This is a genomic window from Chryseobacterium oncorhynchi (assembly GCF_002899895.1).
GTDB lineage: Bacteria > Bacteroidota > Bacteroidia > Flavobacteriales > Weeksellaceae > Chryseobacterium > Chryseobacterium oncorhynchi.
The window spans coordinates 470,117-495,691 of record NZ_PPEI02000002.1 but is presented as its reverse complement, the minus strand read 5'-3'; the positions used below and the strand labels follow the sequence as shown (position 1 = coordinate 495,691).

General features: G+C 35.5%; 24 protein-coding genes. 14 read left to right on the top strand and 10 right to left on the bottom strand.

From position 1 onward, the window contains the following. The first annotated feature begins 16 nt into the window (after positions 1-16). The 5 genes from purN (at position 17) to C1638_RS07890 (ending at position 6,502) form a co-directional block, all read left to right on the top strand. A complete protein-coding gene (purN, locus tag C1638_RS07910; protein WP_109619823.1) occupies positions 17-583 on the top strand; it encodes a phosphoribosylglycinamide formyltransferase in 567 nt (188 codons plus the stop codon). A 171-nt stretch (positions 584-754) separates the two neighbouring features. Further along, positions 755-2,272 carry a bifunctional phosphoribosylaminoimidazolecarboxamide formyltransferase/IMP cyclohydrolase gene (gene purH / locus C1638_RS07905; RefSeq protein ID WP_109619821.1) on the top strand — a complete coding sequence of 506 codons (1,518 nt, stop codon included), beginning with the start codon at positions 755-757 and terminating at the stop codon, positions 2,270-2,272. 89 nt (positions 2,273-2,361) lie between these two features. Next, on the top strand, positions 2,362-3,600 hold the full coding sequence (gene purD / locus C1638_RS07900; protein WP_109619819.1) for a phosphoribosylamine--glycine ligase: 1,239 nt from the start codon (positions 2,362-2,364) through the stop codon (positions 3,598-3,600). 158 nt (positions 3,601-3,758) lie between these two features. Continuing rightward, complete coding sequence (gene guaA, locus C1638_RS07895; RefSeq protein ID WP_109619817.1) at positions 3,759-5,288, top strand: glutamine-hydrolyzing GMP synthase; 1,530 nt, start codon at positions 3,759-3,761, stop codon at positions 5,286-5,288. 167 nt (positions 5,289-5,455) lie between these two features. Further along, complete coding sequence (locus C1638_RS07890) at positions 5,456-6,502, top strand: hypothetical protein (protein ID WP_109619815.1); 1,047 nt, start codon at positions 5,456-5,458, stop codon at positions 6,500-6,502. 83 nt (positions 6,503-6,585) lie between these two features. On the opposite strand, the gene C1638_RS07885 is transcribed toward C1638_RS07890, so the two are convergent. Next, positions 6,586-6,960: a hypothetical protein gene (locus C1638_RS07885; protein WP_109619812.1), complete on the bottom strand. Its 375-nt coding sequence runs from the start codon at positions 6,958-6,960 to the stop codon at positions 6,586-6,588. 103 nt (positions 6,961-7,063) lie between these two features. Between C1638_RS07885 and C1638_RS07880 the strand changes: the two genes are divergently transcribed. Further along, on the top strand, positions 7,064-8,572 hold the full coding sequence (locus tag C1638_RS07880; RefSeq protein ID WP_109619811.1) for a carbon-nitrogen hydrolase family protein: 1,509 nt from the start codon (positions 7,064-7,066) through the stop codon (positions 8,570-8,572). Positions 8,573-8,627: 55 nt separating this feature from the next. On the opposite strand, the gene C1638_RS22290 is transcribed toward C1638_RS07880, so the two are convergent. Beyond that, the gene (locus C1638_RS22290; protein ID WP_165826511.1) at positions 8,628-8,798 is read right to left on the bottom strand and encodes a hypothetical protein; all 171 of its coding nucleotides are present in this window, start codon (positions 8,796-8,798) and stop codon (positions 8,628-8,630) included. A 195-nt stretch (positions 8,799-8,993) separates the two neighbouring features. On the opposite strand from C1638_RS22290, the gene C1638_RS07875 reads away from it, so the two are divergent. The 4 genes from C1638_RS07875 to C1638_RS07860 all read left to right on the top strand — a co-directional run bounded on the left by C1638_RS07875 (position 8,994) and on the right by C1638_RS07860 (position 12,717). After that, entirely contained in the window at positions 8,994-9,203 is a 210-nt protein-coding gene (locus C1638_RS07875; RefSeq protein ID WP_109620619.1) for a cold-shock protein, read from the top strand. 40 nt (positions 9,204-9,243) lie between these two features. Continuing rightward, on the top strand, positions 9,244-9,450 hold the full coding sequence (locus tag C1638_RS07870; RefSeq protein ID WP_109619808.1) for a cold-shock protein: 207 nt from the start codon (positions 9,244-9,246) through the stop codon (positions 9,448-9,450). Positions 9,451-9,570: 120 nt separating this feature from the next. Beyond that, positions 9,571-11,217 carry an ABC1 kinase family protein gene (locus C1638_RS07865; RefSeq protein ID WP_109619806.1) on the top strand — a complete coding sequence of 549 codons (1,647 nt, stop codon included), beginning with the start codon at positions 9,571-9,573 and terminating at the stop codon, positions 11,215-11,217. A 147-nt stretch (positions 11,218-11,364) separates the two neighbouring features. Then, positions 11,365-12,717, top strand: coding sequence for a DEAD/DEAH box helicase (locus C1638_RS07860; protein WP_109619804.1), 1,353 nt, complete (start codon positions 11,365-11,367; stop codon positions 12,715-12,717). Between the two features lie 48 nt (positions 12,718-12,765). Here C1638_RS07860 and C1638_RS07855 read toward each other — a convergent pair whose 3' ends face one another. From C1638_RS07855 to C1638_RS07840, 4 genes are all read right to left on the bottom strand, one after another. Then, positions 12,766-13,422 (bottom strand): GDSL-type esterase/lipase family protein, encoded by a 657-nt coding sequence (locus C1638_RS07855; protein WP_109619802.1) that lies wholly within the window; start codon positions 13,420-13,422, stop codon positions 12,766-12,768. A 65-nt stretch (positions 13,423-13,487) separates the two neighbouring features. Beyond that, on the bottom strand, positions 13,488-13,949 hold the full coding sequence (locus tag C1638_RS07850; protein ID WP_109619800.1) for a lipocalin-like domain-containing protein: 462 nt from the start codon (positions 13,947-13,949) through the stop codon (positions 13,488-13,490). Between the two features lie 207 nt (positions 13,950-14,156). Continuing rightward, complete coding sequence (locus C1638_RS07845) at positions 14,157-15,320, bottom strand: iron-containing alcohol dehydrogenase (RefSeq protein ID WP_109619798.1); 1,164 nt, start codon at positions 15,318-15,320, stop codon at positions 14,157-14,159. Positions 15,321-15,469: 149 nt separating this feature from the next. After that, positions 15,470-15,883, bottom strand: a complete 414-nt coding sequence (locus tag C1638_RS07840) for a winged helix-turn-helix transcriptional regulator (protein WP_109619796.1) — start codon at positions 15,881-15,883, stop codon at positions 15,470-15,472. Between the two features lie 99 nt (positions 15,884-15,982). Between C1638_RS07840 and lpdA the strand changes: the two genes are divergently transcribed. Further along, on the top strand, positions 15,983-17,383 hold the full coding sequence (gene lpdA / locus C1638_RS07835; protein ID WP_109619795.1) for a dihydrolipoyl dehydrogenase: 1,401 nt from the start codon (positions 15,983-15,985) through the stop codon (positions 17,381-17,383). Positions 17,384-17,552: 169 nt separating this feature from the next. Here the strand turns inward: lpdA and C1638_RS07830 are convergent, their stop codons facing one another. From C1638_RS07830 to C1638_RS07820, 3 genes are read right to left on the bottom strand one after another with little or no spacing between them, the layout of a single operon-like run. After that, on the bottom strand, positions 17,553-18,158 hold the full coding sequence (locus C1638_RS07830) for a hypothetical protein (protein ID WP_109619793.1): 606 nt from the start codon (positions 18,156-18,158) through the stop codon (positions 17,553-17,555). 50 nt (positions 18,159-18,208) lie between these two features. Continuing rightward, the gene (gene def / locus C1638_RS07825; RefSeq protein WP_109619791.1) at positions 18,209-18,790 is read right to left on the bottom strand and encodes a peptide deformylase; all 582 of its coding nucleotides are present in this window, start codon (positions 18,788-18,790) and stop codon (positions 18,209-18,211) included. A 56-nt stretch (positions 18,791-18,846) separates the two neighbouring features. Beyond that, positions 18,847-19,413, bottom strand: a complete 567-nt coding sequence (locus tag C1638_RS07820; protein ID WP_109619789.1) for a Crp/Fnr family transcriptional regulator — start codon at positions 19,411-19,413, stop codon at positions 18,847-18,849. 201 nt (positions 19,414-19,614) lie between these two features. On the opposite strand from C1638_RS07820, the gene C1638_RS07815 reads away from it, so the two are divergent. After that, positions 19,615-22,149, top strand: a complete 2,535-nt coding sequence (locus tag C1638_RS07815) for a phosphoenolpyruvate carboxylase (RefSeq protein WP_109619787.1) — start codon at positions 19,615-19,617, stop codon at positions 22,147-22,149. Positions 22,150-22,342: 193 nt separating this feature from the next. Here C1638_RS07815 and C1638_RS07810 read toward each other — a convergent pair whose 3' ends face one another. Beyond that, positions 22,343-23,947 (bottom strand): S8/S53 family peptidase, encoded by a 1,605-nt coding sequence (locus C1638_RS07810; RefSeq protein WP_109619785.1) that lies wholly within the window; start codon positions 23,945-23,947, stop codon positions 22,343-22,345. Between the two features lie 88 nt (positions 23,948-24,035). On the opposite strand from C1638_RS07810, the gene C1638_RS07805 reads away from it, so the two are divergent. Together C1638_RS07805 and C1638_RS07800 are read left to right on the top strand one after the other, a co-directional pair. Then, positions 24,036-25,160, top strand: coding sequence for a DegT/DnrJ/EryC1/StrS family aminotransferase (locus C1638_RS07805; protein ID WP_109620617.1), 1,125 nt, complete (start codon positions 24,036-24,038; stop codon positions 25,158-25,160). Next, positions 25,160-25,570, top strand: a complete 411-nt coding sequence (locus C1638_RS07800; RefSeq protein WP_109619783.1) for a hypothetical protein — start codon at positions 25,160-25,162, stop codon at positions 25,568-25,570. The genes C1638_RS07805 and C1638_RS07800 overlap by 1 nt, the downstream gene beginning before the upstream one ends. The last annotated feature ends 5 nt before the right edge of the window (positions 25,571-25,575 follow it).

The following is a 25,575-nucleotide window of genomic DNA, read 5'->3' as shown; positions in this document are numbered from 1 at the left end:
TACATTTTACAAGAATATGAAGAACATCGTTGTACTCGTATCCGGTTCCGGAACCAATCTGCAAAGAATCATTGATACCATTGAAGCTGGAGAAATCCAGAATGCAAAAGTAACTTTGGTAATTGCCGACAGAGAATGTTTCGGATTGGAAAGAGCAAAGAATCATAATATAGAAAATATACTCATCCCAAGAGGAAAGAACTTCAGCAGCGAATTGGCTAAGGCAATCCCACAAGATACAGATCTAATCGTATTGGCAGGATTCTTATCCATCTTAAAATCTGAGTTCTGTGAGAACTGGAATGGTAAAATAATCAATATTCATCCCGCATTGCTTCCGAAGTTCGGAGGAAAAGGAATGTGGGGAATGAACGTTCATAATGCAGTAATTGAAGCTAAAGAAGTAGAGAGTGGGGCAACAGTGCATTTTGTAACACCGGGCATTGATGAGGGAGAAGCTATTCTTCAAAAATCTTTTGAAGTAACAGCGGATGATACTCCTGAAACACTAGCTCAGAAAGTTCATCAAATTGAATATGAAATATTTCCAATAGCGATCAATAAGGTCCTGGGAAATAAATAAATTTAACAATGTACTAATGTAACAACCAGTATTGATGATATTGTTACATTGCTAGACTGATACATTGTTAAATTAATAAAAAAAAATCTAAGTAAAATAAAAGTAAGTTCGGAGGTGAAAGACCCGGACACAGTTTGAAATAGCTGTAAAAAGTAAAAAATTGAAAGTAAAATGAGTAAAAAGAGAGTTTTAATCAGTGTTTCTGACAAGAGCGGATTAATTGAGTTCGCACAGTTTTTGGAAGCTCAGAACTATGAGTTGATCTCTACAGGAGGAACGTTCAAACATTTGAAAGACGCTGGCTTAAATCCCATTCAGATTGATGAGGTAACCAATTTCCCTGAAATGTTGGACGGAAGAGTGAAAACTCTACACCCAAAAGTTCACGGTGGATTGCTAGCTGTTCGTAACAACGAAGAGCACATGAAAACGGTTCAGGAGCACGGAATTGATCTGATTGACATGGTTATCGTAAATCTTTATCCTTTCTTCGAAAATGTAAATAAAAATATTTCATTACACGAGAAAGTAGAGTTTATCGATATCGGTGGTCCATCAATGCTTCGTTCTGCAGCTAAAAACTTTAACTCTGTAACGGTAATTACTGATGTAGAAGATTATACAACAGTAAAACTGGAAATGGAGCAAAACGGAGATACTTACATCGAAACCCGTAAAAAGCTTGCAGGAAAAGTATTCAACCTTACATCTGCTTATGATGCAGCTATTTCAAGAATGCTTTTAGATGAGGAATATCCTACCTATTTAAATGCTTCTTACAAAAAGGTTGCTGACCTAAGATATGGTGAAAACCCTCACCAGACAGCGGCTTACTATGCTTCTACTTTCGAGAATGGAGCAATGAAAGACTTTGAACAGCTTGGAGGTAAAGAACTTTCTTTCAACAATCTTCGTGATATGGACCTTTGCTGGAAAGTGGTAACGGAGTTCAAAGAAGAAATGGCTTGTTGTGCCGTAAAACATTCTACACCTTGTGGTGTTGCAATCGGTACTTCAGCATTGGAAACATACCAAAAAACATTCGAATGTGATCCGGTATCCATCTTTGGCGGAATTGTTGCTATGAACTATAAAATAGATGCAGCTACAGCTGAGGAATTGAACAAAACATTCCTTGAGATTGTAATGGCATCAGACTTCGATGAAGAAGCTCTTGAAGTTTTAAGAAAAAAGAAAAATCTGAGAATCATCAAAATTGTAAACCCTGTTTCAGACAAGCAGACATGGGTGAAAGTGGATGGTGGTATCTTGGTTCAGGATAACGATACTCATTTCTCTGATGATATTAAGGTGGTAACTGAAGTTCAGCCTACAGAAGAGCAGAAAAAAGCACTACTTTTCTCTCAGAGAGTTGTAAAATATGTGAAATCAAACGCTATTGTAGTTTCCAATGGGATTCAGGCTTTCGGAATCGGAGGTGGACAGGTAAACAGAATCTGGGCTACACAACAGGCTATTGAAAGAGCAAAAGAAAAATTCACAGGAGATTTAGTACTGGCTTCAGATGCGTTTTTCCCTTTCCGTGATGTAGTAGATTTCTGCGCTCAGGAAGGTATTAAGGCCATCATTCAGCCGGGTGGAAGTGTAAAAGATCAGGATAGTGTAGAAGCTGCAAATGAGCACGGTATCCCAATGATGTTTACAGGTGTTAGACACTTTTTCCACTAATTAAAATAGAATTAAAAAATAATTAGGGATTGTATTTTTAGCATTCAAAATTATATATTTGTAAAATAAGACTAGATAATAAATAAAGTATGAGAATATTAATCATAGGTGAAGGCGGTAGAGAATCTGCTTTAGCGGCAAAGCTTCAGAATGACTCAAGAATTTCTAAAATGTTTTTTGCTAACGGGAATGCTACTACCGATGTAATAGGGAAAAATGTTCATTTATCAGAAATCAAAGAACTTAGAGATTTCGCTATTAAAGAAAAGGTTGATCTTACGATTGTAGGTCCTGAAGCTCCACTAGTTGCGGGTTTAAAGGATGAGTTCAAAAAACACGATCTTAAAGTTTTCGGACCCACTCAAAAAGTGGCCAGCCTTGAAGGAAGTAAAGCTTTCTCTAAGAAATTTATGCAGACCTATGATATCAAAACAGCAAAAGCTGTAGTATTTGATTCATATAATGAGGCTAAAGAATATGTGCAGACACAGGAGTATCCTTTAGTAATCAAGGCAAGCGGTTTAGCAGGTGGAAAAGGTGTTGTTATTTGTGACACCCTTGAAGAAGCTGAAGCTACCATCCATGATTTCATGATCAGAAGAATCTATGGAGATGCTGGTATCCGTTTAGTTATCGAAGAATATTTACAAGGTTTTGAAGCATCTATCATCGCTTTTTCAAACGGTGAAAAACTATTCCCTTGTGTAGCTGCAAAAGATTATAAAAAAGCTGGAAACGGAGATACAGGACCAAACACAGGAGGTATGGGTTCAGTAGCGCCAAGTCCGGAATTTACTCAGGAGCACTATGCAGATTTCGAGAAAAATATCTTAGAACCAACCATTACAGGTCTTAAGGCTGAAGGCTTCGGATTTAAAGGAATCATCTTCTTCGGATTGATGGTAACTAAAAATGGAGCTTACCTTCTTGAATACAATATGAGATTCGGAGATCCTGAAACTCAGGTATTGATGGCTCTTATGGAAAATAATCTTCTGGATGTGATCCAAGACTGTATGGAAGGAAAAGACATTGAGCTTAAGTTTAAGGACGAAAAAGCAGTTTGTCTTGTAATGTGCTCAGGAGGATATCCTAGAAACATTGAAACAGGCTTTGCAATTACAGGTGAAGATAAAGTACATCACAGTAAACTATTATATGCAGGAGCTATCAGAAAAGGAGATAAAGTGGTTTCCAACGGTGGTAGAGTATTGAACATTGTAGCAACAGGAGCTACTTTCGAAGATGCCCGCAAGAAAGTTTACGAAGACGCAGGTCACGTACATTTCGATTACGGCTTCTACAGAGAAGACATCGGAAAGTTTTAATAAAAATCATGAAAAAAGATTTGGAGAAATTCCAAGTCTTTTTTTGTAACACAGTCAATATTAGAAATGAGGTGTCAGATACAAGATTACAGAGTTCAGCATAAAACCCTGAAATCTGAGGTCTAAATCTGATATCTTTAAAAAAAATCAGTTATAAAATGAACAACGGTATTATTATTTTAGATTTCGGATCCCAGTACAACCAACTTATCGGAAGAAGAATCCGTGAGATGGGTGTATATTCTGAAATCCTACCTTACAATACGCCTTTACAAGATATTTTAGCAAGACAGCCAAAAGGAATTATCCTTTCCGGTGGACCAAGTTCTGTGAATGCAGAAAATGCTCACCTGGTTGAAAAAGAATTATACGAGCAGGGAGTTCCTGTTTTAGGAATTTGCTACGGAATGCAGATGACAGCTCACCTTTTAGGCGGAAAAGTAGACAAGGGAGAAAAAGGAGAATATGGAAAGGCTAACCTTGAAATCATTAAAGAAAGCTCTTTATTAAAAGGGGTAACTCAAAACTCTGTTGTTTGGATGAGCCACTTCGATGAAGTAGGAGAATTACCTGCAGGTTTTGAATTAAACGCAAAATCAGGAGTAATTGCTTCCATTTCCAACGAAGATAAAAAAATATTCTGTGTTCAGTTCCACCCGGAAGTTTCTCACACAGAAGAAGGAGGGAAAATGCTTGAAAATTTTGTTTTTGGAATCTGTAACGCAGATAAAAACTGGAAACTAACTAATTATATTGAAAAAACAGTTGAAGAAATTCGTGAAAAAGTAGGAGACAATAAAGTGATCCTTGGTCTTTCCGGAGGTGTTGACTCTTCTGTAGCTGCGGTTTTGATTCACAAGGCTATTGGTGATCAGTTGACTTGTATCTTCGTAGATACAGGATTATTGAGAAAAAATGAAGGGAAAAAAGTAATGGACCAATATGGAGAGCACTTCCATATGAACATTAAAATGGTTGATGCTCAAGAAAGATTCCTTACGAAATTAGCGGGAGTAGATGATCCTGAAACAAAAAGAAAAATTATCGGAAACGAATTTATCCATGTTTTTGATGAAGAATCTCACAAAATTGAGGGAGCTAAATTCTTGGCACAAGGAACAATTTATCCTGACGTTATCGAAAGCCAGTCTGTAAACGGACCATCTGCAGTGATAAAGTCTCACCACAACGTTGGAGGACTTCCTGAAGATATGGACTTCGAATTATTAGAGCCATTAAGAGAACTTTTCAAGGATGAAGTAAGAAGAGTAGGAGAAGAATTAGGAATTCCTCATCACATGGTATACAGACACCCTTTCCCAGGTCCTGGACTTGGAATCAGAATATTGGGAGCTGTAGATGCTGAAAAAGTAAGAATCCTTCAAGAAGCTGATGATATCTTCATTGAAGAATTATACAAAAATGACCTTTACGAAAAAGTATCTCAGGCTTTCGTGGTATTGCTTCCTGTAAAATCTGTAGGAGTAATGGGTGACGAGAGAACTTATGAATACACAGCTGTAGTTCGTTCTGCTAATACAATCGACTTTATGACGGCAACGTGGAGCAGACTTCCTTACGAGTTCTTAGATACTGTTTCAAGCAGAATCATCAACGAAGTAAGAGGAATCAACAGAGTAGCTTATGATATTTCAAGCAAACCACCTGCAACGATTGAGTGGGAATAATTTTTGACTTGAATTTAAAATATAAATCCTGCCCATTTTTGGGTGGGATTTTTTGTTAAATGTTTTTATTATTTCTGAGAAAAACCTTTATTTAGCATAAATAATCATGGAAACACTAATCAGAATGGATAACCTTAATAATATATCCATCGGTATACAAATTATGTATGAGAAACACGTTAACATTCTTACTGCTTCTAACAGTAACCTCTATCTTTGCTCAATCTAAAAAGTTTATTATTGAAGAGTTAAATCTGCCAGATCCTACGCAGGCAATTTCCAACTCCAATTATAATAAGATCAAGCTTCAGGATGTAAGGCCTGATCCCGAAAATTTCGGGATAGTAATGAAAGGAGTATCCGATAGAAAAGCTAAGGTCAAATTCAGTCCGAGTTTTGAAGAGCAGCTCACCAAAATGTTTGATAAAGGAATTGATAAAAGCTCTGCAAAAGATCAGGAGCTATTTTTCCAGTTGAGAGATTTGAATTATCTGGAAGTAACCATTGACTTTACTCAGTACGGATATTTTGATTTTAAAGGATTGATCTTTGGAGGTAAGGGTAATCAGTACCAACTGATTAAAAAAATTGACACTACATTGGTTTTGTATAAAATGGATGTTACAAAAGAAATGGAAAAGCAGTCTTTGGACTATATCAAAAATTCGATATTCGAAAGCGTTTCTGCCAGTCCTATTGATAATAGGGTTTATACTTTAGAAGATATTAATAATTATGATAAAATAGCGAAATCACGACTACCTTTGTATACTAACCAAAAGCTTACAGATGGGATTTACCTAAATTATAAATCATTCAGTATGCAAACTCCTGATCAGCCAATTGATGAAATACAAATGGAGCAAGGAATGATTACCAAGGTAACTTATATGGATGATAAAGGAAAGAAGAAAAATGCAAAAAAAGATTCGTACGCTGTTGTTTACCAAGGAAGACCTTTTGTGCTTTATGCCGATGAGTTGTATCCAATGAGAAAAACACCGGAAGATTTTTATTTCATTTCAAAACTTCATGAGCTGCCAAATGGTAAAAGACAGTTTTCTGGAGGAATAACAGTACAATTGATTAGCGGAGTAGTAGGTGGAGTAATTGGGATTTTGATAAAAACGGGAAAAGCAAAACAATATGAATGCCGCTTGGACTATTTTAATGGCAAGTATGAGATCATTAGAGAGATCAGTTCACAGAAATAAGAAACTAAGTTTAAAATATAAATCCTGCCCATTTGGGGTGGGATTTTTTTATTGAAATAATTTGCTATATAAAACCTTATGATTTATTCACAAGCATTGTTGTGATCAATGAGTTTATTATGCTTAAAAGTAAATACTACAAAGCATTTGTCAGAATTTTTTTGAATCGAATCATGATTGCATATGGATTCTACATAGTAAGTAAAACTGGTAAAACCTCTATCCTCGTTAGTTTCGTTGGGCTTTCCAAATACCGTTTTGAATTTTTCAGTTGAACTATTTTCCAATGTATTTTCCAAAATAAGTTTCTCAGCCAATTCAAAGCTTCGCTTTCCCATACAGCCTAAAGAATCTTTCATCCAGATCAAGCTATCTTCTGATGGTTTTACTTCTTGCTTTTCTAATTTATTGCATCCTGTAAAAAATAAGATTATAATGAGAAATAAATTGAGTTTCATGGTTGTATTATGTGATGTTTTACTTATTAAAAAATAAATAACCAAATAGATCCATTGGTGTTGTTCAGGTTATTTTCACTAAATTTAAGTAAAATTACATCAAATGCAAATAGATACAAGAAACCTGACGCTTCAGGATTATAATGAATTGGCGGAAACAATGAAAAGGGCTTATCCACAGATGTCGGAATCCATTTGGTCCAAAAAAAGTATTGAAAAACTGACAAAAATGTTTCCCAATGGGCAAATCTGCATTACCGTAGACGGAAAACTAGCCGCCGTGGCACTTTCCATTATTGTTAATTATGATGAATTTGGAGACGATCATACGTATAGTGACATAACAGGAAATTATACATTTAATACTCATTTATCCACAGGGAATGTTTTATATGGAATAGAAGTCTTTGTAGATCCGGAATTCCGTGAACTTCGTCTCGGAAGAAGGTTGTATGATGCCCGAAAAGAACTTTGTGAATTATTAAACTTAAAATCGATTGTTCTTGGAGGGAGAATCCCGAATTATCACAAATACAGCCACGAACTTTCTCCAAGAGAATATATACGAAGAGTAAGAGATAAGGAGATTTATGATCCCGTTTTATCTTTTCAGCTTTCTAATAATTTTCTTCCGATCAGGGTTCTAAAAAAGTATCTCCCTGAAGATGAAGCTTCACATGAAAACGCTGTTCTTTTGCAGTGGAATAATATTTACTACAGCAAAAGTCCTAATACCATGCAGGATAGTATCATTCGTCTCGGTTTGGTACAGTGGCAAATGCGACATTTTAAAGATATAGAAGCATTTTATGAACAAGTGGAGTTCTTTGTGAATGTAATGGGAGACTACAAATCCGATTTTGTGCTTTTCCCGGAGCTGTTCAATACACCGTTGCTGGCTCCTTTCAACAAACTTTCAGAAAGAGATAGTATGATAGAACTGGCTAAACTTACTGAAGACATCAAAAAGAAAATTTCAGAATTGGCCATCAGTTATAATGTGAATATTATCTCCGGAAGCATGCCTGTTTTTGATCATGATAATAATGATTTGTATAACGTAAGCTATCTTCTGCACCGTGACGGACGTATAGATGAATATCGAAAAATTCACATTACTCCCAATGAAAAGAGGTATTACGGAATGAAAGGAGGGAATGAAATAAAGGTTTTTGATACGGATTGTGGTAAAATAGGTCTTGTTATATGCTATGATGTAGAATTCCCTGAGTTACCAAGGATTCTGGCAGATCAGGGTATGAAGATCCTATTCGTTCCTTACCTTACAGATACTCAAAACGCTTACATGAGGGTGCGCCATTGTGCTGCAGCAAGAGCAATAGAAAATGAATGCTATGTAGCAATCGCAGGTTGTGTAGGTAACCTTCCGAAAGTAAATAATATGGATATTCAGTTTGGACAGGCTGCAGTGTTTACACCATCAGATTTTGCGTTTCCATCCAATGCTGTTAAAGGAGAAGCTACTCCCAATACAGAGATGACATTAATTGTAGATGTAGATTTAAATTTATTAAAGGATCTCCATCACAATGGTTCCGTTCAGGTGATGAAGGATAGAAGAAAAGACCTTTATGAAACCTATCTTAAATAACAAAACAGAATGCATTTGCATTCTGTTTTTTTTACCTAAAATTTAATGGAGTATTTTATGAATACTGTGGGCAAACCACATCAGGACACATTAGCCAAGGGCAAGTTTGTCTTCCGTCAGTAGGGCAACATTCAGTTGTGCAGTTTTTGATTGGGTTAAGTGCCCCGCTTCCTGCAATACCTTTTAATTGTTCTCTTGAAAGTTTACTGTTACGTAGATTTTTCATAGTGTAATACTTTTATTGATTTGTTTTGATATTTGTACGCTGTAAATATAGAAAAATATATTAAATTTTATCACTAATGATTGAATTTTATCATTATGATTATTTTTTATTGTGTAATATACTGGTTATGTGTTTAATTTTTCAATGTATTCTTTAAAATCATTATATTTAATCATTAATAAAAAACTAAAAACTATGCAAAAAGGAATTGTAAAATGGTATAACGCTGAAAAAGGCTATGGCTTTATCACTCCGGAAGGAAGAGAGGATGCTATTTTTTGCCATCACTCAGCTATTGCTGATTCTTCAAAGTTTCTGTCAGAAGGGCAGGTTGTAGAATTTCGTATCGTAGAAGGTCCCAGAGGAGTTCAGGCAGAAAATGTGAGAATAGTAAACGGTAACTAAATAGGTTCAATTAAAAATCACTAAAATATAATATAAAAAAATGACAGGTATCGTTAAATGGTATAATGAATCAAAGGGATATGGATTTATTTCCCCCGATGATGGCAGCGTAGATATTTTTGTTCACTATTCTGCTTTAAAAGTGGTAGGAATAACAACTTTATCCGAAGGACAGAAAGTCTCATTTGAACTCGTTAGAGCAAAAACAGGGAAATTAGAAGCAAGTAATGTGAAATTATCGGAGTAAATCTTAAAGATTAATTATATGAAAAACGACCAGTGTTCTGGTCGTTTTTTAGTAAGTGTTTTTATAAAAATAGAGTTGGGAATGGTTTTTGGAGTAAATTGCACTTACTATTAATACATTATGTTTGACAAGCAGCAAAGAAAACTGAAGAGATCCGCCAGACTTATTTCCGTGCTAAGTAAATACGGTTTTAAAGACATGTTGGCGAGAATGAATGGAGGAAATAAGCAGGAAGAAACCTCAAATTCGGATGAGGTTATTTCAAAAGGTACCGTTTATGAAAGAATCAGACTCGCTCTTGAAGAGCTGGGTCCAACCTTTGTAAAGCTTGGTCAAACATTCAGTAATAGAGAAGATTTACTTCCTCCGGAGCTGATTCAAGAATTACAGAAACTACAGGATAAAGTAGAAATGGTAGACATGGATGTGGAAGAAGCCTTGGAAAGCGAATTCAATATCTCAGTGAAAGACCATTTTTTGGAAATTCAGAAAGAACCATTGGCTACAGCTTCTATTGCACAGGTTTATAAAGCCGTTTTACAGGATGGAAGTCCAGTAATCTTAAAATTGAGAAAACCAGATGTACAGTCTGTTATTGAAGATGATTTACTTTTAATTAAGGATATTGAAAAATTAATCTCTGCCTATTCAGAAATAGGAGAGAAGCTTAATCTCAAACAAGCTATTTCAACTTTCGAAAGATCATTACTGGAAGAAGTATCGCTCATCAACGAAAAGAATAATATTCAACAGTTTCGTCTTAATTTTAAAAATAATAAAGAAACCTACGTTCCCAAAGTATATGATGAATTCTCCAACAACAATATTCTTTGTATGGAATTCATTGATGGAATCAAGGTGACGGATAAATCTGTTCTTTTAGCCAATAATATTGATCCAGTAAAGGTTTCTGAAGCTGGATTACGACTTTTTGTTTCCCAGATCCTCGACTATGGATTCTTTCATGCAGATCCGCATGCCGGAAATATTCTCGTGAAAAAAAATGGAAAAATTGTTTTTATAGATTTTGGTGCCGTAGGAAAGATACAGCCGAATGACAAAGAAATTCTTGAAAATCTGATCGTAAGCTTTGTTGCCAAAAATTCGCATAAAATAGTTCGCTCTCTCAAGAAAATGGCCGTAAGCTATGAAATTCCGGATGAAAGAAGGTTTGAAAATGATGTGGAAGATATTCTGAATTTTGTTCACAGTTCCTCATTGCAGGAAATCAACGTTCAGGTGATCATCAATAAAATGAAAGATATTTTAAAAGATAACAGACTTTATATGCCTGATTATTTTTATCTTTTATTTAAAGGAATCAGTCTGATAGAGGGAGTTGGAAGAAATATTAATCCAGATCTTGATATTGTAAAAAGTCTTCACCCGTATACCCGAAAAATATTTACAAAAAAAATCAGTCCAAAGAATCTTCTAAAGACGGGTATGGACAGAATGATGAATTTTACAGACAATGTAGATGAAATTCCCAAGGAACTTCGTTCTGTGCTTCAAAAGCTGGATGAAAATAAGTTTACAGTTTCCAGTGAAATTAAAAATATTGAAAAGACAAACCAGCTCATAAAATCCAGTGTTGTCAATTTAATTTTAGCCATGATCCTGGGCGCAAATATTATAGCAACCTCCATAGTATTTACTTCAGAATCAGGCCCAAGAATTGGAGAGTTGTCTGTTGTTGCAGTCTTGGGATTTATTTTTTCAATTATTTTAGTTTTGATACTCTTGTTGAGGGTAACAAGAAAGTAAATTGGATATGAGAAGTCAGAAAAATGGTAGGTTAGATATTGAGTGATGATATCAATCGAAGAGCTGTTACAAGCTGCCTGAAATCTATCATCTGCTACCTCTTAAACCTGATTTTAAATTCTACATATTAATACCTATCTTTGCAAAATGGAAAAACTCACTTTTGCAGATTTTGACCTGCCGGTTAAAATTCTTGATGTTTTAGCGGATTTAGAATTATTTGAGCCTACACCTATTCAGGAGAAAAGCTTAAAGCCGATCCTTTCCGGGAGAGATGTAATGGGAATTGCACAGACCGGAACCGGGAAAACATTGGCCTATCTTTTACCTGTTTTAAAGACTTGGAAGTATAGTAAAACAGGAAATCCAACTGTTTTAGTACTTGTTCCTACAAGAGAATTGGTAGTACAGGTAACCGAGATCATTGAGAAACTGACAGAAAATATTACAGCAAGAGTAATTGGAATATATGGTGGAAAAAATATCAATACCCAGAAGTTATTATTTAATGATGGTTGTGATATTTTAGTAGGAACTCCGGGTAGAGTGATGGACCTTTCCATAGACAATGCAATTTCCCTAAAAGAAATTCAGAAGCTGATTATTGACGAATTTGATGAAATGCTTAACCTTGGTTTCAGACCACAGTTGACTCACATTTTTGAAATGATGAAAGAGAAGAGACAAAATATCCTTTTCTCTGCAACCATGACGGAGGCTGTAGATGATATGTTGGATGAATATTTCGCCAGCCCGGTAGAAATTTCATTGGCAAAATCAGGAACACCGCTTGAAAAAATCGAACAGACTGCCTATAAAGTTGAAAACTTCAATACCAAAATCAATCTACTTGAGCATTTATTGAAGAATAAGACAGATATGTCTAAGATATTGATTTTTAATAATAATAAAAAGCATGCAGATTTGCTTTTCACGAAGATTGATGAGCTTTTTCCAGAGCAATTTGACGTGATTCACTCCAACAAGTCTCAAAACTATAGACTTAAAGCGATGAAAAGCTTTGAAAATGAAGAAATCAGAGGTTTGATTACTACAGATGTAATGGCGAGAGGTTTGGATATCTCAAATATTACCCACGTTATCAACTTTGAAACACCGGATATCCCAGAACAATATATTCACAGAATTGGTAGAACAGGTAGAGCTGATAAAGAAGGTAAGGCCGTAACTTTTGTAACTAAAAAAGAAGAGCCTTTAATTCTTGATATTGAGCTATTGATGGATAAGGATTTAAAGTTTAACGACTTCCCAGAGGGCGTGAAAATTAATCCTAATAAGATTGCTTCTGAGAAAGATGAAGTGGTGATGAAGAACCCAGCTCAGGTAAAACTGAATGATGGAGGAGGAGCTTTCCATGAGAAAAAGACGAAGAATACTAAAGAAAACTGGGGTGGCCCATCGAAAAGAAAGGCACCTAAGAAATTTGGAGCCAACAGATCACAACAAAAAGCGATATCTAAATCGAAAAGAAAGAAATAATAAAAAAAGACTCCCAATCGGGAGTCTTTTTTTTATCATGATGATAGATTATTTCATGTAAGGATTCATTACTTTGGTCCAGATCTGATACCCTTCCGGTTTAAAATGGAGCATATCTTCCACAAAAATATCTTTTCTGACATTTCCGTTGGCATCTTCCATTGCCTTGGTAACATCAATAAACTCAGCATTAGGTTCCTTTTTCATAAAAGCTGCAATCCTTTTATTAGCTTCTTTCATTTGTGGCCAAAGCTTTTCTCTGCTGGGAGAATATTTTATAGAGATATAATCCACTTCAATATTAGGAAATCTTTCACGGATCTTTTTGTAAAGGGTTTTATATCTTTTAACAACTTTTTGAGCTTTCAACTGATGATTGTCTGCAAAGTCATTTTCCCCACAATATATAATAATTTGTTTAGGCTGATAAGGAGCTAAAAGATCATCAGCAAAATAATTGAGATCTGTAAGCCTTGAACCACCAAAACCTCTGTTGATAATGGTTTTAGTTGGAAAATAATCAGCAACATCTGTCCATTTGGTAAAGGAAGAGCTTCCTAAAAATAAAATGGCATCCTTGGGTGGTGGATTCTGCTGATCCAGCTTTTTAAACTCTTGAATGTCCTGCCAGAACATTGGTTTTTTTTCCTGAGAAAAGGCAATGGTAAAACACAGCAATAGAAATGCCGTTAGAATCTTCTTCATTATTTTCAGATTTAAAATTTGAGATAAAAGTAATAAAAAACTCCCGATCAGCGGGAGTTTAGGTTTTATCTTTTGTAAGTAATATAAGTGACATCCGGTATTTTATCACCGTCTCGATCATAATTACCAAATTGTTGTGCCAACCTAAGGTCTTGACCTGTCAGAATATCAACTTTGTAATTCATGCTTTCTTCTTTGTCAAATTTGATACCTAAAATTTTAGTTTCTTGGTCATATGTATAATTCCCCTCGCTTTTTGCAAGTATCTGACAATCTGCACCAGTTCCGGCATACCCCGTGTAGCTGATATAAAAATCTGTTCTGAAGAAAAGAGTGTTTTTTGTAGCACATCCTGTTAAAACATCGGTTTGAAGAACTGTTTTATTGTCCTTTCCGGAAATTACTTCTCTCTTCACTTCTTTCCAATCTCCCTTCATTATGTCCATTTCATAGGCTTGAAGGTTATCATCGTTACAAGAAGTTAATGCCAAAGTAGAAAAGGCAAATAAAAGTAGTTGTTTTTTCATTTTCACAAATTTTAAGAATATGCTAAAATATAAATAAATTTGAAATATTTGTAATGAAATCATGATTTTTTAAACAAATGTTTGTAAATAAGATAATTTAAAAGATCATGAGATTGAGTGAGGATAAACTATTAAAAGATTTTGTTATTAAGCATCAAAAAAAGCGAACCTTAGTCCGCTTTTATATATTATCTATTCAAGAAGTTTTTAATAACTCATTTCCACAATTTTGGAAGCATCCTGAGGAGTCAATTTCTTATACTCTCCAAGACCTAGCCAATTTCTGTCTGTAAAAGCTTTTTCCACTCTTTCAGCAGTACCTTTAAATTCTTCTGTATATTCTGAAAGCTTGGTTTTGATATGCAGGCTGTGGAAGAATTCTTCTAGTTTTTTAATTCCTAATTCTGCCTTTTCTTCTATAGTGCCATCTTTAATTCCCCACACTCTCTCAGCATACTGAGCCAACTTTCCTTTTTTGTCTGCAAAATTGTAACGGTAGTGAGATGGAGCAATGATAGCCAATGTTCTGGCATGGTCTATACCAAAATAAGCTGTCAGTTCATGTCCCATGGCGTGTACAGCCCAGTCTGTGATAACTCCTTTTTGGATTAATCCGTTTAAAGCCATTGTACAACACCACATAAAGTTTCCTGCTGCATCATAATCGAAATCATCTGCCAATACTTTTGGTGCTGTTTCCTGAATACTTATTAAGATACTTTCTGCAATTCTTTCCTGGAGGTCAGCAGAAGACGGAGCCGTCATATACTGTTCCAACACGTGGGTGTAAGCATCTGTAAGGCCATTTACAATTTGATTTTTAGGAATAGATCTTACTACTTCAGGATCCAAAACCGAAAACTGAGGAAAAAGTCCGGGACCACCCGAAGATAGCTTCTCATTGGTTTCTCTTCTTGAAATTACATACCCTGAATTCATCTCAGAACCGGTTGCAGGAAGCGTTAAAATAGTTCCGAAAGGCATTCCTTCTCCTTCAAAGGTTCTTACTTGCTTGGTTAAAATATCCCAAGGTTCGCCATTGTAGTTGGCTGCTGCAGAGATAAACTTAGTACCGTCAATTACAGATCCGCCACCTACAGCAAGAAGATAATTGATGTTTTTTTCCTTAATGAAGCTTAGTGCATTAATCAAAACTTCATATTCAGGGTTGGCAGGAACTCCGCCAAACTCATAAAGATCATGATTCTTTAAAGCTTCTTTTACCTGATCATAAACTCCATTGTTTTTGATGCTTCCACCACCATAGATCATTAATATTTTAGCATCCTGAGGGATTTCTTTTGAAATTTTAGCAATTTCACCTTTCCCGAAAAGTATTTTTGTTGGATTTTTAAGTTCGAAATTAAGCATTGTTCTAAATTTATTTTAACCCAAATTTACGGAATGAAAAAGGAAAATTGAGTTAATGAAATTTTAAAATTGCTATCATTAAGTTTAATGAAAGCTATTGAGGGTTTATTTCATAACAAAACAGCGGCTGTTGTCTGTTATCTTGAATATTATGAGGTAGGATTATCGGAAAGATAGGTTTTTGCTCTTTTGATGAAATCTATCTTATCTTTTTTAATATCCTCCAATAATTTCTTTCTGTCATCCGGAATCGTTAGATATTTGTGCCCCCAAAGATTGATTTCCACAATGACAGGAACCAGATCAATTCCTTTTTCTGTAAGATGATAGAGGATTTTCAATTTATTATCAGGATGATCCTTTTTAGTTATAATTCCATTTTCCAGGAGCGTTTGAAGCCGTGTTGCCAAAATATTGGTTGCAATTTTTTCATCAGCTTTTAAAAATTCTCCATAAGTACATTCTTTTTTAATCATTAGATCACGAATGATTAAGAGTGACCATTTATCACCCCATATTTCTAAGGAGCAACTGATGGGGCAGTCTGATCTTTTTTTACCCATTATTTTAATTTTAAAAATATTACTTGCAAAATGAAAGTATTTGTTTTAAATTTACTTTTATTTTGCAAGTAAATTTAATCATAAATAATTAATAAATCAATGGGAAATTATGATGTTGCCGTAATCGGCTCTGGACCTGGTGGATATGTTGCTGCCATAAGAAGCGCACAGCTTGGTTACAAAACTGTGATTATAGAAAAATATGATACTTTGGGTGGAACCTGTACCAATGTTGGGTGCATTCCGACAAAGGCTTTGCTGGATAGTACTCATCATTATGCAGATGCGCATCATAAATTTAAAGACCACGGAATTAAGGTAGATAGAGTAGAACTCGATTTTCCCCAGATGTACAAGCGAAAATCTGAAGTTGTTGGAAAAAACACGAGTGGCCTTGATTTTCTAATGAGTAAAAATAAAATTACCCGCTTGAAAGGCACAGCAAGCTTCATCAATAATTCCACTATAAATATTATTAATGAAACAGAATCCCATGAGATTACTGCCAACAATTACATCATAGCAACGGGTTCAAAACCATCAACCATTCCTGGGGTAGAAATTGATAAGAAAAGAATCATTACTTCTACTGAGGCATTATCCTTAAAGGAAAAGCCTGAAACTATGATTATTATTGGAGGTGGAGTGATTGGAGTGGAAATGGCGTCTATCTTCAGCCGTATCGGAACACAGGTGACAATTCTTGAGTATGCAGACCATTTGATTGCTGGAATGGATCATGAACTGGGGAAAAATCTTCAGAAAATACTTAAAAAAGAGGGAATTGATATTCGTCTCAATCAGGCTGTTTATAAAACTGAGAGTTCAGATTCTGTTGCCAAGGTATTTTTTAAGGATAAAAATGGTGCAGCTCATGAGCTCCAAGCAGATTATATTTTGGTAGCTGTCGGAAGAAGTCCTTATGTAAAAGGATTAGGCCTGGAAAATACAGAGGTAAAGTTAGATGAGCGAGGATTTATTAAAGTAGATGAAAATAACCGAACCGCTGTTTCTAATATCTATGCTATTGGGGATGTGATTGGTGGTGCCATGTTGGCTCATAAGGCGGAAGAAGAGGGCGTTCTGGTTGCAGAGACTATTAACGGGCAGAAGCACCATATCCATTATGATAGAATTCCTTCTGTTGTATATACCTGGCCTGAGGTAGCATCCGTTGGATATACTGAAGAGTATCTGAAAAAGAATAATATAGCCTATAATGTAGGAAAGTTTCCATTTTCGGCCAGTGCAAGGGCAAGAGCTTCAATGGATACAGATGGTTTTGCCAAAGTGCTTGTTGATCCGAAGTATGGAGAGGTTCTGGGGGTGCATATTATTGGGGCAAGGGCTGCTGATCTTATTGCGCAAGGAGTAATTGCTCAGGAATATGAAGTGACCGCAGAAGATATGTTCCGTATCTCTTATGCGCATCCTACTTATTCTGAAACCTTGAAGGAAGCTTATTTAATAGCGTCTGGACAAGGAGCTGTTAATATTTAAAATAAAGTTTGTTGAAAAATTGCGAGGGTGTAAAAGACGGCTTATTATACTATAATGTCTTTTTAAGACACAAGAAAATCAAAGAGCTTATATAGTGCATCAAATTATAAATTTTATCGAAGATAAAATCCTTGCGTCCTTGCGATTTTCCAACAGATGACAGCTTTTATTATAAAGCTGCACAATCTTCGTTTTTGGAATAGATCCCATTGCTTTTAGCTTCCAGCTTTCCGGTTTTTCTGTTGATCGTAATCAAAAAAGATTCTTTGGTAGCAGGGCATCCTTTAGACTGTAAGCCATACAGGTAAATACGGTTGTTTTCAATTTTATAAGAACCTGTAAATTTGTTTTTTGGATCAATTGAGTAGCCGTAGGTTCTAGCCAGTAAAATGGCTTCCGGAAGATTATCGACTGTTCCTATAAAATCTCTCAATTGCTGTTCATTGGAAAAATAAACAGATCTGTCTTTTTTACACGCAAGAATATAGGTGAAACAATTGTTGCCAACACATTTCTGAAAAAAACCTTTTTCAGGAACGGGTTCATTGATTGTCATAAAATCAGGTGCCTGGCTCTCATACACTATTGCCTTTTCAAAGTCAATGTCATTGGTTAGCACTCTCCAGTATTCATATTCTTTATCGGGTACAATAAAAGGATAGAGATAGTCTGTAGTATCCAGAATATCAGGAATTTTTTTATAATCATCAGGAACCTTGATCTGTGCACAAAACAGATTGGATAGGATCAGGGAAAAAGCGATGATTATTCTCATAAAGGAAGTGTTTCCGGAGCAAATTTACAAAAAAACTTAATGATTCTAATTTAAATAAACTTCATAGGATAGCTTGTTGAAACATTTCCACTGATGATCTTTTTCAATTTAGATTCTATCAATTTCCTTGTCAAGGGTTTCAAGCGGTTAGTATATAAAATTCCTTGGGTATGATCATATTCATGCTGGATGATTCTGGCCGTTAATCCGGTAAAGGTTTTCGTTTGCAGGGTGAAATCCTGATTCTGATACTCAATGGTAATTTTCCATGGTCTTGTTACCTTTTGAGATAATCCGGGAATACTTAAACATCCCTCATAATCATCCCATGTTTCCTCAGAATTGTGAACGATTCTGGCATTGATAAAAGTTTCCACAATTCCCTTGTCATTCTTTTCAAAGTAAAGGATCTGATCTTCTGAATCCAGATTTTCAAAAGCAATCTTACTGTCTACAACAAAGAGTTGTAAAGGTTTTCCAATTTGAGAGGAGGAGAGACCACAGCCATTGGCTTGATTCATGGTGTCCCACATATCAGCAATGAGTGTCTGTATTTCCGGAGTATTTTCTTTAAGCTGCGTGCATTTTTGCTTTAAAACACTGTTGCCATAGGCTATAATAGATAAATTCATTAGACTATTTTTCTGCAAAGTTCCTTAGAAAGGGAAAGATATGCAATGAACCTATGTTAATTAATCTGCCTGCGAATTCTGCTCAAAGCCTGTGGAGTAATGCCAATATAGGAAGCTATGTATTTTAAAGGAACACGTTGCAGTAGTTCGGGTTGCTCTGTAAATAATTTTAGGTAACGCTCCTTGGCTGTAAGTTTTAAAAGAGAAAGCTCCCTTTTACTTTTAGCTAAAAACAATTTTTCAGAAGCAAAACGCCCCAAATGATTTCCTACGTTCGTCTGATTGTAGATCTTTTGTAAATCATCATAAGAAACCTGCCAGACTACCGTTTCTGTGAGCGCCTGCATTTCATATTCCGATGGGGTTTGGGTAAGAAAAGAGTCATAGGCACAGGTGAATTCTTTCTCAAAGCTGAAGCTGAAAGTATAGCCGTGTTCATCATCAGGAATATAAAATCTTACCAACCCTGATTCTATAAAGGATAGGTAGTTTTCTGTATCACCTTGCTGGGTAATGATGTTATTTTTTGCGTAGACTTTTCTTTGGAAATGTCCTGCAATAAAAGCCCATTCTGATTCCTGTAACTTTACAATTTGTTCGTAATATTCTCTGATGTAACCCATAGAAATGTATTTGAATAATTCTTAATATAACTTCAGAGATTGTGATGATTATATTTATGAATTAATTTAAAAATCAAAGTTACAAAATGTTTAATTGAGGATAACGATTGTGAAAAACCATTCTAATATTTTTTGCTTTTAGCCCTTAATTTTTGTCATTTGTCAATTCAACTAATTCTAAAATCACTTACATTTGTTACTATGAGACACGACCAACGCACAGAAAAATTCAGGCAGATCGTGGAGAACAAATTCCAGATCTACAATTCATTATTTATGAGCCTGCCTTATGATAAAATGACGAATATCGGAATGCTTCTTCCATTCTTGTATGAAGAAAGTAGAACAGGCTATGACGCAGGAAAAACCCCTGAAGAAATCGTCGAAGAATTTTTTAAAAACCATACAGATCTTCAGACCGAAGAACAGAAACTTGAGCTGCTTTTTAAGATCATTCAGTATATAGAAAGACAGGTAGTTTTATTCGATAGTATTGAAGATGCAGCATTTCCGAATCTCCATTCAGAAAGTGACAGTGGAACAGTAACCAATCTTTTCGAGCGTTCTTTTCAGGATCATAAAATTGAAAAAGTACGCGAAAAATTAAAAGATTTCAGCGTTAAGGTTGTATTTACGGCTCACCCGACCCAGTTTTATCCAAGCTCAGTACAAAGAATTATTCAGGATCTCAGAGGTGCCATTACCAGTGATTCTGTTACACAGATTGATATGCTTCTACAGCAGCTAGGGAAAACCCCTTTTGTGAACAAGGAAAAGCCCACTCCTGTTGATGAAGCATTGAGTATTATTTCCTATTTGAGGTATGTATATTATGATACCATCGGAGAATTGTTTACGAAGATAAAAAAGACCTTTGGAAACGATCATTTTCATTTGCATGAAGATATTATTCAGCTTGGTTTCTGGCCAGGAGGAGACAGAGATGGAAATCCTTTTGTGACAGCAGATGTTACCAAGAGAGTAGCAGAAGAACTTCGTTCAGCGATACTGAAATCTTATTACAGCCATTTAAAATTCATTAGAAGAAGATTGAGCTTCAGAGGAGTTTCAGAGGTTCTAACACAATTAAGTGAAGAATTGTATGCTGCAATTTTTGACGGAAAAAATATTACAGCAGAAGCGATCTTAAAGAAAACTGATGAAGCTGAAAAAATATTGATCAATGAGCATAATTCCTTGTTTTTAGATCTTTTAGCCAATTTCAGAGATCGTGTGAAGATTTTTGGGACTCACTTTGCAACATTGGATATCCGTCAGGACAGCAGGATTCATCAACAAGTAATTGATACGGTATTTGCAAAAGTATACGGAACTGAGAATGCTGATTACGTGGAGAAATTTAATAAATTGATTCAAGTTTCACACGCTGTAAATGCTGATGATTTTGAAGATATTGTAAAAGATACATTGCTGACGGTTTCACAAGTTTCTAAAATTCAGGATTTAAATGGATTGAGAGGAATGAACCGCTATATTATTTCCAATTCCGATGCCGTGAAAGATGTAATGAATGTGTATGCATTCTTTAAAATCTGTGGTTATCAGGATGAGGCTATCAATATGGATATCGTTCCGCTTTTTGAAACCATGGAAGGGCTTGCCAATGCCGAAAATGTGATGAATGAACTATACCATAACCCTGTTTATAAAAAACATCTTGAAAAAAGAGGAAATCAGCAGACTATAATGCTTGGCTTCTCCGATGGAACCAAGGATGGTGGATATTTAAAAGCAAATTGGGAAATCTATAAGGCTAAGGAAGTTCTAACTCAACTTTCAGAACAAAATAATATCAAAGTTGTATTCTTTGATGGTAGAGGAGGCCCACCGGCAAGAGGAGGGGGTAAAACTCACGATTTCTATGCTTCGCAAGGGAAAACTATTGCCAATAATAAGATTGAACTAACGATTCAGGGGCAGACGATTACCAGTATTTTCGGAAATAAAGAGCAGGCAAAATATAATTTTGAACAGCTTTTAACAGCCGGAGTGGAAAACGATGTTTTTAAAAATGCTAAAAAAGATCTCACTGAAAAAGAAAGAGCATTAATTATTGAATTGGCAAATATCAGTTATCAAAAATATTCTGATCTAAAAGCTCACCCAATGTTTGTTCCTTATCTTCAGGAGATGAGTACACTGGAATATTATGGGAAAACCAATATCGGAAGCCGTCCGTCCAAAAGAGGAAATGGCAGCGAATTGAAGTTTGAAGACTTACGGGCAATTCCTTTTGTTGGTTCATGGTCACAATTGAAGCAGAATGTACCAGGTTTCTTTGGTTTTGGATACGCGATGCAGAAAATGAAAGAGCAGGGAAGATTCGAAGAAGTGAGAGAACTATATAAAGGTTCGGATTTCTTTAAAACTTTAGTTCTAAACTCTATGATGAGTATGAACAAGTCTTATTTTCCTCTAACTTATTACATCAAAAATAATCCGAAGTTCGGCGCTTTCTGGAATGTCCTTTTTAGTGAATATGAGCTTTCAAGAGATATTATGCTGGAGCTTACAGGTTTCAAAATGCTTCAGGAAGAAGATCCATTGTCTAGAAAGTCAGTGAAGATTCGTGAGAAAATTGTACTTCCGTTGTTAAGTATTCAGCAATATGCTTTAATGAAGATTCAAAAAGGAGAAGGGAATAAAGAGGCTTATGAAAAGCTGGTGACCCGTTCCTTATTCGGAAATATTAACGCGAGCAGAAACTCGGCATAAGTTATTTTTGAAACAGGAATAATTTCCATAACGATAAAACGGGCTTTAGCTCGTTTTTTTATTATCAACTATTCATGAGTTATAGGTCATAAATATTAACACAATAATATCTCCCGCAGATTATTCAGATCACGCGGATGTTTATAGGGAATTAAATCTGCTACATCTGAATAATCCGCGAGAAACAAGATCCTTATTCCTTTAAGAATTTTTCGTACAAAGTCTTATCCCTTGTCTGAATTTTCAGATAATAGGTTCCTTTTGCAAAATCATCTACTTTTATAGATTTTTGGTTGCTGTTTTTTCTGATTAATCTTCCCAGATTATCATAAATTTCTAAAGACTGAACTTCCTGTTCCGATGCTACATTCAGGATGTTTTTAGCAGGATTCGGGAATATAGAAAATTTTTCCTTTTTTACCATTTCAGAAGTGTTCAGAACAGCATTGAACAAACTTCCGAAATTAAGAATCCCATATCCCATTTGATCGGTATGATTAGGGAAAAGAGAAGCTGTTTGTCTTAATTTTGTTCTTATCAGCTCCCTGTTCATATTTGGGAATGCCTGAATAAAACATGCTACACCTCCTGCAGCAATTGGAGTGGCAATGGAAGTTCCGTTGGTCGTAAAAGGGACATCACCTATAACCGTTGCTGTCGCTGTTCCTTGTGCACTCGCATCAGGTTTTACAATATTAAGCGAATTGGGGCCAAAAGATGAAAATACTGAGGAATTTCCTGATGAATCTACTGCCCCGATAGAGAATACCTTGGCATTGTCTGCCGGAGTCAAAAGATAGTGCCATGGCTTATCTCCTGAATTTCCTGTGGCTGCAAGAACAAAGATCCCTTTTTCAGTTGCTATTTGCGCTCCACGGGCGACAAATGAAGTAGTTCCGTTCATGTCAGCATAGGTGTAACTGTATTGAGGGTTGTCGAAAACATTGTATCCCAAAGATGTGGTAATGATCTCAACTCCCTTTCTGTCTGCTTCCTCAGCTGCTTCAATCCAGTAGATCTCCTCTTCAGGAATCTCAACACTGGCGTCTTCACTTCGGTACAAATAAAAATCGGCATCAGGAGCAGAGCCTACAAATACATTTTCCAAATAACCGCCAATAGCACCTAAAACTACTGATCCGTGTATGTTTAAAGATGTATTGTAGATATTGTTGGTCTTGGTAACAAAATCATAGCCGGCTTTTATCCTGTTATTGGCTCGCATTCTTAAAAAAGCATTTCCGGTATCTACGGTAGGAAAACCATTATCGATAACAGCAATGGAAACCCCTGCTCCTGTATATCCTGCAAGATGAAGCGGCCTGATGTTTACCTGATCGATTTGGCCGGTTCCAGAACCATAATTAAAGGTGGTGAGATTTTTATTTGTGTTTGTCTGATCTTTCCATTTATTAGCAGAAACTTTGTTGCCTCCGGTTGAGTTGTTTCGTATAAAACTTTCCACAGACAGTACAAAAGGCTGCGCCTGTAAAACTGTTATTTGAGCAGGTGTTGCATTGACTGCAGCACCGTTAAGCCATTTAGAATAATCTGTCACCGTAAACCCCAGGTTTTGAAGATTTTGAATATAAGACTGTTCCACAGGAGCATCCTGATCATTAAGGGATATTCCTAATGCAGTACGTCTGCTAAGTGATTTTTGTGAAAGTTCTGAAAGGGGATTGGCAAAAAATACAGCTTTGTTGGGCTTATCCTTAAAATATACAAACACAAGCTGCGTTTGTGCAGATACATAAGCACAGCCCGTAAGGAAACAAAAGAGTAAAATTTTTTTCATGACATTATTTTGTATAAAGATAAAAACAAAAACCAATAAAACTTTTGATAGGATTTTAAAATCCTTATTTTTACAGAAATATTTATTTATGAAAAAAATTCAGATGGTTGACTTGCAAAGTCAGTATTACAAAATAAAGAATGATGTAGACAATGCAGTTTTAAATGTAATGGATTCGGCGGCATTTATCAACGGTCCTGAAGTAAAGTCTTTCCAGAATGAATTGGAGTCTTATTTAGACGTAAAGCACGTAATTCCGTGTGCTAATGGAACTGATGCATTACAGATTGCCCTTATGGCACTGGATCTGAAAGAAGGAGATGAGGTTATTACTGCTGATTTTACCTTTGCTGCAACAGTAGAAGTAATCCATTTACTTAAATTAAAATCTGTTTTGGTGGATGTTGACTATGATACATTTACAATTTCAACAGATGATTTAAGAAAAGCAATTACTCCAAAAACAAAGGCGATTATTCCTGTACATTTGTTCGGACAATGTGCGAACATGGAAGAAATCCTTAAAATTGCTGAAGAGCACAATTTATATGTGATTGAAGATAATGCACAGGCAATAGGTGCAGAATATACATTCTCTGATGGAACGGTAAAATATGCCGGAACAATGTCTACTGTGGGGACAACATCTTTCTTCCCATCAAAAAATCTGGGATGCTATGGTGATGGTGGTGCTATTTTCACCAATAATGACGAATTAGCTCACCGTTTAAGAGGAATTGTAAACCACGGAATGTACGAAAGATATTACCATGATGAAGTAGGAGTGAACTCCCGTTTGGATAGTATTCAGGCAGCGGTTTTAAGAAAAAAACTTCCTCATCTGGATTCTTATAATGAGGCAAGAAGAAAGGCTGCAGATTACTATGATGAAGCATTTGCTGGTCATCCACATATCCTTACTCCAAAAAGATCTGAGAGTTCTACCCACGTATTCCACCAGTATACCTTAAGAATCCTGAACGGAAAACGTAATGAACTTCAGAAATTCCTTACAGAAAAGGAAATTCCTGCAATGATTTACTATCCGGTGGCTTTAAGAAAGCAAAAAGCTTACTTCCAGGAAAGTAATGATGCAGATTTTGTGAATACAGACAAACTTCTGGATCAGGTAGTTTCTCTGCCAATGCATACAGAATTAGACGAAGAGCAGTTGAAGTATATTACAGATGCTGTGCTTGAGTTTATGAAATAATGAAAAGAAAGATATTTAAACATAGGCTGGTTTATTACTTAGCTGTAATTACCAGCCTACTGCTTTTTATAATATCTGCATTTTCAATTTTGAAATTATTTGATAATTTCAGCATATTTAAGACATTAGTTATCGGTATTTCACTTGTCATTAATGCATTTGCATTCATTAATTTGATTGAAAAATATGATAAAGCTGTTTTGTTTCTAAACCTTAGTTTATCTTTATCCATAATTGTTTTAGGGTATCCTTTACTCTTAGGATTTTTAAATGGGTATTATGTTTTAGGACATTTTGGTTTTAAACTTTTAGTTTCATTCATATTAATTTTGATTATTGTTAATGTATTTAAAGTAAAAGAATATAAGATAACTAAAGAAATAGAAAACATAGGAAAACACCAAGATTAAAAAAT